9 protein-coding genes are annotated in these 9926 nt (G+C 48.8%); 7 read left to right on the top strand and 2 right to left on the bottom strand.

Annotated features, from left to right (window positions below; all coding sequences use genetic code 11):
* Nucleotides 1-171 precede the first annotated feature (171 nt).
* The 4 genes from DHL47_RS12985 to DHL47_RS12970 all read left to right on the top strand — a co-directional run bounded on the left by DHL47_RS12985 (nucleotide 172) and on the right by DHL47_RS12970 (nucleotide 1960).
* Nucleotides 172-621 (top strand): Panacea domain-containing protein, encoded by a 450-nt coding sequence (locus DHL47_RS12985; RefSeq protein WP_209552154.1) that lies wholly within the window; start codon nucleotides 172-174, stop codon nucleotides 619-621.
* Complete coding sequence (locus tag DHL47_RS12980) at nucleotides 614-1069, top strand: hypothetical protein (RefSeq protein ID WP_209552153.1); 456 nt, start codon at nucleotides 614-616, stop codon at nucleotides 1067-1069. The genes DHL47_RS12985 and DHL47_RS12980 overlap by 8 nt, the downstream gene beginning before the upstream one ends.
* A 323-nt stretch (nucleotides 1070-1392) precedes the next feature.
* Nucleotides 1393-1647 (top strand): type II toxin-antitoxin system prevent-host-death family antitoxin, encoded by a 255-nt coding sequence (locus DHL47_RS12975; RefSeq protein ID WP_209552152.1) that lies wholly within the window; start codon nucleotides 1393-1395, stop codon nucleotides 1645-1647.
* Entirely contained in the window at nucleotides 1640-1960 is a 321-nt protein-coding gene (locus DHL47_RS12970; RefSeq protein ID WP_209552151.1) for a type II toxin-antitoxin system RelE/ParE family toxin, read from the top strand. The genes DHL47_RS12975 and DHL47_RS12970 overlap by 8 nt, the downstream gene beginning before the upstream one ends.
* A 49-nt stretch (nucleotides 1961-2009) precedes the next feature.
* Here DHL47_RS12970 and DHL47_RS12965 read toward each other — a convergent pair whose 3' ends face one another.
* Nucleotides 2010-2849: a MerR family transcriptional regulator gene (locus DHL47_RS12965; protein ID WP_209552150.1), complete on the bottom strand. Its 840-nt coding sequence runs from the start codon at nucleotides 2847-2849 to the stop codon at nucleotides 2010-2012.
* Between the two features lie 131 nt (nucleotides 2850-2980).
* Here DHL47_RS12965 and DHL47_RS12960 point away from each other — a divergent pair, with 131 nt between their 5' ends.
* The 3 genes from DHL47_RS12960 (at nucleotide 2981) to DHL47_RS12950 (ending at nucleotide 9550) form a co-directional block, all read left to right on the top strand.
* Entirely contained in the window at nucleotides 2981-4015 is a 1035-nt protein-coding gene (locus DHL47_RS12960; RefSeq protein ID WP_128836552.1) for an NAD(P)H-dependent amine dehydrogenase family protein, read from the top strand.
* A gap of 258 nt (nucleotides 4016-4273) precedes the next feature.
* Nucleotides 4274-8587 carry a GH32 C-terminal domain-containing protein gene (locus DHL47_RS12955; protein WP_209552149.1) on the top strand — a complete coding sequence of 1438 codons (4314 nt, stop codon included), beginning with the start codon at nucleotides 4274-4276 and terminating at the stop codon, nucleotides 8585-8587.
* A 342-nt stretch (nucleotides 8588-8929) separates the two neighbouring features.
* On the top strand, nucleotides 8930-9550 hold the full coding sequence (locus tag DHL47_RS12950) for a class I SAM-dependent methyltransferase (protein WP_209552148.1): 621 nt from the start codon (nucleotides 8930-8932) through the stop codon (nucleotides 9548-9550).
* A 166-nt stretch (nucleotides 9551-9716) separates the two neighbouring features.
* Here DHL47_RS12950 and DHL47_RS12945 read toward each other — a convergent pair.
* Nucleotides 9717-9926 (bottom strand): IS3 family transposase (locus DHL47_RS12945; RefSeq protein ID WP_209552147.1); only part of this gene is annotated, 210 nt, incomplete at its 5' end.

Below are 9926 nucleotides of genomic sequence, written 5' to 3'. Positions count from 1 at the left end.
TCAAATGTCCTAGAGTCAGGCCGAAATGAGAAGCGGTCAGTCTAGCAGGAACGAAAATAGCTACAGGGTTATTGATTAATCTAAGAAGAATTCTGGAACTAGGTGGAGAATTATGTTATAATTGAATTGAAATAATTGAAATAGAGTTTAGATAAAATAAGGAGATTTATAATGGCGACAGTATTTGATGTGGCATTTTATATTTTGGATAATCTTGGTGACATGTCAACCATGAAATTACAAAAGCTATGTTACTATGCTCAAGCCTGGTCTTTAGCGTGGGACGGTTTTCCGTTATTTAATGAAGATTTTCAAGCCTGGGCAAACGGTCCAGTGTGTAGAGAGTTATATGATTTCCATAAAGGAGAGTTTCTGATAAATTCTGAGAAAATCAAAGAGCGTAAAACTGATTATAAGTTCTCAAATGCTGAAAAAGAGACATTAGACATTGTCATTTCAGACTATGGTTCTAAGGAGGCGTTTTGGCTAAGTGAACTAACGCATAAAGAACGTCCATGGTTAGAAACTCGTGGTTCACTGGGTCTTGGTGAGCGTAGCAATGCCATTATTTCAAAAGAATTGATGCAAGAATATTATTCAGGATTAGTTGCTAATGGCTAGAAAGAAAAAAACAAATATTGATACGAATCTTGAATTTAAGAAGAAAACACAGGTGGTCTATGATCCGAATTCTTATAAACAATCTAGTCCGGTATGGAGTTTTGATTTAGCTGATTTTGATCATGACGAATGGAGTGTTTTAAATCCAGATTTTATCGAAAAAGAAATATTCAAAGCGTTGAAATCTTTTGAGAGCATGACTTGGCAAGAAATTGACAGTGCAAGTGGAGGAAAAAAAAAGGGAACAAATAATCATTTTATTTCATTTGAAAGTATGATTAACGAAGCACGAAATAGAGCAGATGAATTGAAACTGCTACAGCATGAGAGTTTGTATTCGTTAAGAATTCAAGGAAAGATTAGATTGTTTGGAGTACTTAATAATGGTATCTACCATATAGTTTGGTATGATGGTAATCATGCTATATGTCCTTCAGGGGGAAAGTGAGTGAAATTCCCTCACCCAATCAAACTTATTCAAAATTTCTGAAATAAAAAGTTAGTACTCATCTGTCGAGGATTGATATAAAGCTAATCTGAAAGTATTTAAGAACTAACCGTGTCAAACTAGGTCTTAAGAAAGCGCGTAAAGCTAGCCAGTTCCCAAAACATTAATCGGTTGGCGACTTATATACATGGAACATCCTTTGGGGTGTTCTTTTTTCTTGTAGTATCTTGAGTCTGAAAATGGACGGATTAATTTGACCAGCTTCATCATTCATGATACAATAATTTTAAGTAAAATATTACTTAAAGTATGAGGTGGAACAGATGGAAAATACGGTGCCAGTTTCGGATATGCGAAATTATAATCAGACGCTTAAAAGCGTTGAGCGGGGCACGCAGGTTATCCTGACTAAAAATGGCATGGCCAAATATGCTGTGGTGGACATTGATGAGTGGCGGAATATTCAGGCTACGGTAAGGCTGCTGGAAGAATTGCAGAAGGGCTATCATTCTCTGAAGACAGAAGAAACTTATTCAGCGTCAGAGTTTGCAGAGTTATTGGAGGAAGATAGTGACTAATTACCGTGTTATTGTGTCGGCTCAGGTTTTGAGAGATGCGCGGGAAGCAGTGTTTTATAAGCAAGGATTAGGAGTTTATCCAGAAAACCTTGCAGCCTTTAAAAAGGACCTGGCTGATTTTGTGAAACGGCTGGAGCTGTCTCCTAAAGTCGGTTCCAATCTTTCGGCTCGTATACCTCAGCAGACGGCAATCAAGTATCGAGTGATTCAGGATTATATTCTCTTTTACGAAATTGCCGGACAGGAGGTTTATGTCCTCCGGCTTCTGCCGGCTAAATCAGACTGGATGCAGACGATTTTAAAAGAGTTATGAGATGAAAAAGCCTTCCAATCGGAGGGCTTTTCTGTTTGCGTGAACTGCTCTATCCTTCCTCCACCTTAACCTGCATGCGGATAAACATGTCTCTCTGGTTTTGGTCCAGCTGGGGCTGTTCGTGAATGACTTCGCAGATATAGTCGCCGGCAATATGGTAGCCGGCTTGGGTCAGGGTTTGTCGGAAGTGGGAGAGCTGCTGGATTTCTTCCTCAAAGGAAGGACAGTAGCTGACGGCATAGTTTCCTTGGGTCAGGGTGGCGGTTTTCATATTGGGCAGAGGGATTTCCTCCTGCTGAAAGAGGATGAGCTTGCTGGACTGCCAGTTGCTCTGCTGGAAATCGGACTTCTTCATGAGGGAGCCGACCCGGCTGAAATGGCTGAAAAAGGGATGGTAGCTGAGGATTTCTGATTTGAAGCGGCGGAGGTGGACTTCATATTCCTCGCTGGACATCTGGTAGATATTGTTGTCAATCTCATAAACCAGCAGTTTTCGCTGGGGAAAGGTCAGTATTTCCAAATCCTGCTGGCGCTGTTTTTCTTGGTAGAGCAGGGCGCCGGAGCGGAAGTGCTCTAGTTCCTCAATCCGCTGGCTGAGGATATCTCTTTCCTGAAGCAGGTTTTGGTAACGCTGCTCAATCAGCTGGTGCAGGTGAAAATTATCCTTGTCTGAAAGGATTTCCTTGATTTCTTCCAGTGAAAAATCCAGCTGCCGCAGGTACTGGATGGCATCGACCAGGGAGGACTGATTGATATGGTAGTAGCGGTAGCTGCTGTCCGGATCGATCCAGTGGGGTGTCAGCAGGCCAATCTGGTCATAAAAGCGCAGGGTCTGGATGGAAATGTGATTGATCTTGGAAAATTCTCCGATGCGCAAAATAGGATTCATTTTTTTAACTCTCTATTGACTCTCTAGTTACTAGAGACATTATACTATATTTGTGAAGAAAATAACAAACGCTGGATTAGAATGAAAATGGATTTTTCAATTCGCCCCAGCTAACCAAAGGAGGATACACAATGAGAAACAGCAAGATTCGTGCGGTTCAGTACGGCTGCGGCAAGATGTCCCGGGTTCTGTTCAGCTATTTGGCAGACCAGGGGGTGGAACTTGTCGGCGCCATTGACAGCAATCCTGCGCTGGTCGGTCAGGATGTGGGTGATTTCGCTGGCTTGGGCTACAAGACCGGTGTGGTCATTTCTGACAATGCTGATCAGGTTTTTGCCAGCTGCGATGCAGATATTGCCATCGTGACCATTTTTTCCTATATGCCGGAGATGTATGGTTTTTTTGAAACAGCCATCCGGCACGGGGTCAATGTCATTTCCACTTGCGAGGAGGCCATCTATCCTTGGACGACTTCGCCTTCTGAGACCAATCGTCTGGACAAGCTGGCTAAGGAGCATGGGGTAACCATTATGGGATCTGGTATGCAGGATATTTACTGGATTAACCTGCCTTGTCTGGCTATGGCAGGCATGAACCGGATTGAGAAAGTCAAAGGGGTGGCCAGCTACAATGTGGAGGACTACGGTTTGGCTCTGGCAGAGGCCCATGGAGCGGGCTATGATATCGAGCGTTTTGACAGGGAAATCGCTTCGGCAGAGAGTCTGCCGTCCTATATGTGGAATGCAGCAGAAGCCATTTGCTCCAAGATGAACTGGACCATCAAGGATATTTCCCAAAAGAGCGTGCCTTATGTCTTGGATGAGGATGTTTACTCAGAGACGCTGGGCCGCACCATTCCTGCTGGTCAGGTGACCGGTATGTCGGCTGTCACGACCATTCATACCCATCAGGGCATTGAGCTGGAAGTGGAGTGTATCGGCAAGGTCTACCGTCAGGACGACGGGGATATGTGCGACTGGGAAATCACCGGTCAGCCTGATCTGGTCTTCTCTGTCAGCAAACCCGACACAGTGGCTCTGACCTGCGGAACCATTGTCAACCGCATCCCGTCTGTACTGGATGCACCGGCTGGCTATGTCACTTCCGAAAAGGCGCGTGAAGCAGCATATCCAACCTATCCGCTCCATACTTATGTGGAGGGATAAATTTTAAATCTTAAGACCGAACCCCGCGTTCGGTCTTTTTTTACCCTTTTTTGCAAGCGCTCTCAAAAATGTGACATCTGTCATTTTGTTTCTGTGACAAATGTGAGGTGAAACGTTTCCAATAATCTGCTATATTTAAGACAGATAAGATTGCATTCAATGATAAAAAGTCCGCGCAGAGCGGGAAAGGAGCGCGCTATGTCAGGGTAAATTCAGCGGAGTTCAGGTGTTTATTTTTTTAGATCATGAGGTGTGAAAATGAAGGATTACCAAGAAAAAACATGTAAAAATTGGTTTATGAGAAAGAGCGGCAAGCGCTGGATTTTTGGCTGTGCTTTAGTGGCTTTTGGCCTTTTTATGCTGGAAGCGGGGCCGGTCGCTGCGGATGAGGTCGGCAGCCAAGCTGCAGGAGCCCAGGTGACAGAAGTCAGCCAGCCAGCGGCTGATCAGGATTTGCCGGGACTTGCTGCAAAAGAGTCTGCTGAGGCGGACAGTGCCCATGCTGAAGCGGGAGTTGCAGCTGCTGCAGACGAAACCGCTGCTGCGGGGAGTTCAGCTGGTGAGCCAGCGGTCAGTCCGGCTCATGAAAGCAAGCCGGAAGCTCTTTCGGACCAAGCAGCCAGCCCTGCAGCTGAAAATGCAGCAGCAACAGCTCCTGCCGTAAAGTCTGCGGATGAGGAGCAAGCTTCGCCTGCTGTCCAGCCGGATTCAGAAAAATCAGCTGTGTCTGACAATCGGGTCCAGCCTGAGAGTGCAGCTCTGGCTGATCGGGCTGCCGACAGGAGCCGCCAGGAAGGTTTCAAAACCAATCTAGACCAAGCCAAGGGAGACCAAAACGGAACCTGGGAAGTCCGCAGTGACGGCCTTTACAGCGATGCCAGAGGCAAGGGGGACAGCTTTCTGTACTCCCAGAGTTGGGGCAAGGACTTTGTCTACTCAACGGATGTGACCTTCCTCAGCAAGGAAGGGGCAGCGGCGCTCATTTTCCGCGGCAATAACAATCCAGATGACAAGAGCAGCTATGCGGTCAACATTGACGGCGGCAGCAACAATGTCAAATTCTGGCGCTGGCAGGAGGGCCGCGATGATCAGCTAATCAATGAAAAGCATATCGAGCCCACAGCGGACAATAAATACCAGCTCAAGGTTGTGGCGATTGGCTCTTGGATTTCCTATTATGTCAATGATGTACTGGTTGCCAGCTCTGGCGATTACACCTTGCAGCGCGACGACAAGGGGCAGGACACCTATCTGTCCGAAGGCTACTTCGGCCTGCTCAACTGGAATAGTCAGCTTCTTTTCCAAAATACCTTTTACAAGGAAATCACGCCTGAGACCAATCCCGAACTGGAGGACATTACGGTGTCCTCTGCAAGGGGGACAGTGGAGCAGAAAGGTCAGTTTACTGCGCCTGTTACCATCCAGTATGTCAAGTATGATGCAGAAACGGTAGACCTAACCATCCAAGCTAAGAACAGCAAGGCCAAGGTCCAGGTGACGGATGCAGCGGGCAATAGCTACAGTGATTTCAAAAATATCCCGCTGGCAGTCGGCGCCAACTATCTGACTGTCACCAGCACCGTGACCGATGCAGATGGTCAGGACGTCAGTGTCAGCTATCGGCTCAATGTCCATCGCAGGCAGCAGGATGAAGTCTATTACAATGAGCTTTACCGCGGTCAGTACCACTACTCTGTCAAGGATGGCTGGGCCAATGATCCCAACGGTCTGGTCTACTACAAGGGTGTCTATCATTTCTTCTATCAGTTTTACGATGATACCAAATGGGGACCGATGCACTGGGCCCATGTGACCAGCAAGGATTTGATTCACTGGGAGGAGCAGCCCGTTGCCTTTTACCCAGATGCCAACGGGGCTATGTTCTCCGGCACCATCGTGGCAGACAGCACCAATTCTTCCGGACTTTTTGACAATGATGAAGGCGGTCTGGTCGCGCTGATTACTGCAGACGGAAATGGCCAGCGCATCAAGCTGGCCTACAGCAAGGACGAAGGCAGGACCTGGACCAAGGTAGACCAGATTGCAGCTGACTGGAGTGATGACCCGCTGCAGTCTCGGGACTTCCGCGATCCAAAAGTTTTCCGCTGGGAGGATAAATGGTTCATGGTCATAGCCGGCGGTCCGCTCAGGATTTACTCTTCTGACAATCTGCTCAACTGGCAGGTGGAGTCGACCTATGCTGACCTCCATACAGAGTGCCCGGACCTCTATCCTTTGCTGGCTGATGACGGCAGCCTCAAGTGGGTTCTGTCCCGCGGCGGCCGCTCCTACAAGGTAGGGGATTTCCGGCAGGTAGAAGGCAAGTGGACCTTTGTGCCGGATGCTGACTTTGAAAATGCCGACCAGACCATGAATTTCGGCAAGGACTCCTATGCAGCCATGACCTACTATGTGCAGGATTTTGGCAGCAAGGCCAAGCCGACTCTGCCTGAGCTCATCGAAGTCAACTGGATGAATACTTGGGAAGACTACTGCAATCTAGTAGCTGATACGGTCGGGCAGAAATTCAACGGAACCTTTAATCTCCATCTAAAGCTGGGGCTGATCAAAGAGGACGGCAGCTACCGCCTGACTCAAACCCCTATTGAGGCCTACAAGTCCCTGCGGCAGGAAGATCGGGCCATCATTCTCAAAGATGCAGCAGTCGCTGAGGGCAATGACCTGCTCAAAGATTTTTCCGGTGACCAATACGAGATTGTATCCACCTTCCGGCCGGGCGAGACGACTAAGAAAGTTGGTTTCAATCTGCGGGTCGGTGACGGTGAAGTGACCAAGGTTGTCTATGATTTGGAAACAGAAACCCTGTCCATTGACCGCAGTCAGTCCGGTATCATCCTCAGCAATAAATTTGCTCAGGTGGACAGCCAGTCTGTCAAGAAGAATGCGGACGGTAGCATTGATCTGCATATCTATGTAGACCGCTCCAGTGTGGAAGTCTTTGCCAAGGGCGATACCGTGGCAGGTGCCAACCAAATCTTCCCGGCACCAAGCAGTCTGGGCGTCAGTGTCTTTGCAGAAGGCGACCCAGCCAAGGCCGACCTGGCCCTCTATCCGCTGACCAGTATCTGGAAGGATAAGCTGGCTGCGACCAAGGCTTTGGACCTGGTGCAGGCTTCTCCTGTCGTCAGCAATATCTATGTCGGTGACACAGTGGATCTGAAAGCTTATGTCATGCCGGCTGCTGTTTCTCAGGAAGTGACCTGGACCGTGGACAGTCCAGATTTGGTGTCTGTCAGGGAAGAGGGGAATAAACTGCAGGTAAGAGCCCTGCAGCGAGGAACCGTCAAGATAACGGCGGCTTCTAAGCAAGATCCGAGTCTGTCCAAGGTCTTTACCATCAACATTACCCGCAATGACTTCAAGACCAATATCCCAGGCCTGACTGCCCTTTCCGGCAAATGGTATGTGGACGGCGAAAGCCTCTATAACCAAAATACCAGTGCCAACGACTACTACATGAGCAGCCAGAAGATTCCTTATCCAGAGTATAGTCTGGATGTGGACCTCAAGTATCAAAAGGGCTTGATCAATATCTTCTATGCTTCTGAAAATGTGGATCCCCGCAATGCCTACTCTATCCAGTTTGGCGACAATGATACCATCCGGCTCTACCGCTTTATGGGCGAGACTATTGCAGAAGGCAGCATGGAGGGCAAGCATCTCAATGACGGCCAATTCCACCATGTCAGACTTGTCAAAGGCAAGGACAGTGTGACCGTTTTTGTAGACGGAACGGAGTATCTGAAGCATACTTTCGATGCTGTGGACCCTTACTACAATGACGCCTATGTCGGACTGGGACTCTGGGACGGCGGCTTGGAAGCCCGCAACTTCTATGTGACCAATCTTCAGACACCTGCGGCTGATAAGGAAGCCCTGCAGCAGGCGGTGGACAGTGCAGATGGTTTTGATCCGAGTCTTTACACAGAGGAAACGGCTGAAGCCTATCAGGCGGCGCTTGCTGCGGCTAAGCAGATTTTGGCTGACCCCGCTGCTGAGCAGGCGGCTGTTGATAAGGCAGTGCAAAGCTTGCAGGCTGCTCTTGCAGGCCTGAATCTGAAACCGGCTCATCAGGTCACTCCAGATGAGGGGGTCAAGGATTTGGTAGAAGAAAAGCCTTACTTGGACATCCAGACAGAGGACATTCCTTTCAAGAGTCTTGAACGTGAAAATCCGGATTTGGAACAAGGCCGGCGCAGGGTAGTGACGGCAGGCCGAAACGGCCAGCGTCGGATCCTTGTCGAAGTGCTGGGGGACAGCCGCAGAGTGGTTGAGGACAGTGTGCTGCTTCCGGCTGTGGATGAAGTCGTCGAAGTCGGCAGCAAGGTGACGGCTGCTGCCGGCGGCCTGGCAAGTGAGCAGCCAGTCCGCCGCCTTGCTCAGTCAGAGAGAGGCAGTCAAGCAGACATTAGGCAGCCGCAGCTTCAGACCCCTCCTAACGCAGCCCTGCCAAGCACTGGCTCTCAGGAAGATCAGCTGCTGGCGATGGCCGGTCTGGCCCTCTTAGGAACCGGCCTGCTGGCCAGCGGCCGCAGCAAAAAAGAAGACTAATCCTCTGCGAACAATTCTTCAAACTTTGTCAGTTCCAACAATACGGGGAGCCTTTTGAGCCCGAACCCAGAAGCGAGCTGGTGAGGCAGGAAGGCTGCTGATGAAGCAAGTGCAGCTTTGGTCAAATGGTCCTGCTTTTGACGCCTTCCTGCGGAAACTCCGCCTACAGCGAGGCTGATTTCTGCCCCCCCCGTTTGCTGATGATTTTCATTGAGTATAGCCTTTAGAATCTGCATTCATCTGGCAAAGATCTGGCATGAATGCAGATTCTTTTGGTGTAGAGACAGGTTGCTTTTTTGTGCTATAATAAAGGTAGGAATGATATGGTAAAGGAGAAAACCAATGGCAAATAATAGATGGGAGCAGTTTCGTCAGCCTCAGGGGTTTATGGGGCGGCTTTTGGCAAAGGGCATGAACAGAGGGCATCTGGCTTTGGTAGTCTGGAGTCTGTCTTTGATTCGGCGGAGAACGCCGACTAAGATGCTGGATGTCGGCTGCGGCGGAGGCGGTTCCCTCCGTGAGCTGATGGATACATTTCCTCAAGCCTCGGCCAGAGGAATCGACCCTTCTGAGGCCTGTCTGACAGTGGCACGAAAGGTTACCCGTGACTTTGGCCGGCGCTGTCAGCTCCAGCAGGGGGCTGCTGAGAAGATTCCCTGTCAGGATGAGAGCTTTGATTTGGTAACGGCCTATGAAACGGTCTATTTTTGGCCGGATTTGTCCAACGGTCTGGCAGAGATTTGGCGGGTTTTAGAGCCGGGAGGCCGTCTTCTGCTGGCTTGTGAATTGAGCCCTTCCGAGAAAAACAGAAAATACGAAGCCCGAATTGCCGGCATGAAGATTTATTCCAGTCAGGAGTTGGCGGCTCGCCTAGAACAGGCTGGCTTCACAAACATTGAGCATCAGCAGGATGCCAAGGGCCGTTTCTGTCTGCTGGGAGAAAAGCAGGGCGGATCAAAATAAGTAAGACACAATGAAAATCAAAATCAGACTAGGAGAGGAGCTGCAGGAAATACGGGGGTAAAGCAAAGCGAGTGAACGAAGTGTGCTTTTGATGTTCGAAGAGTGTAAAAAGCAAGCTGCCGGTGTGAACAGCTCCCTGTCAAGTGGACAATGAAATAATAAAAGATTAAGCAACGGCCTTGTTCCTCATTTCAAGAGGGGCAAGGCCGTTGTTGCGCTCTTGAAATCGTTGGTTATTGTAGAAGTAGATGTAATCATCGATATCAGCGACCAGCTCCTCAAATGTCTTATACTTCTTTAAGTCATAACACTCCGTCTTAAAATGGCCGAAAAAGCTCTCAATCGGCGCATTGTCAATGCACTTGCCTACTCGTGA

The sequence above is a fragment of the Streptococcus panodentis genome (assembly GCF_017884005.1).
In the GTDB taxonomy this organism is placed as follows: Bacteria; Bacillota; Bacilli; order Lactobacillales; family Streptococcaceae; genus Streptococcus; species Streptococcus panodentis.
This window is presented reverse-complemented; position numbering and strand designations above follow the sequence as displayed.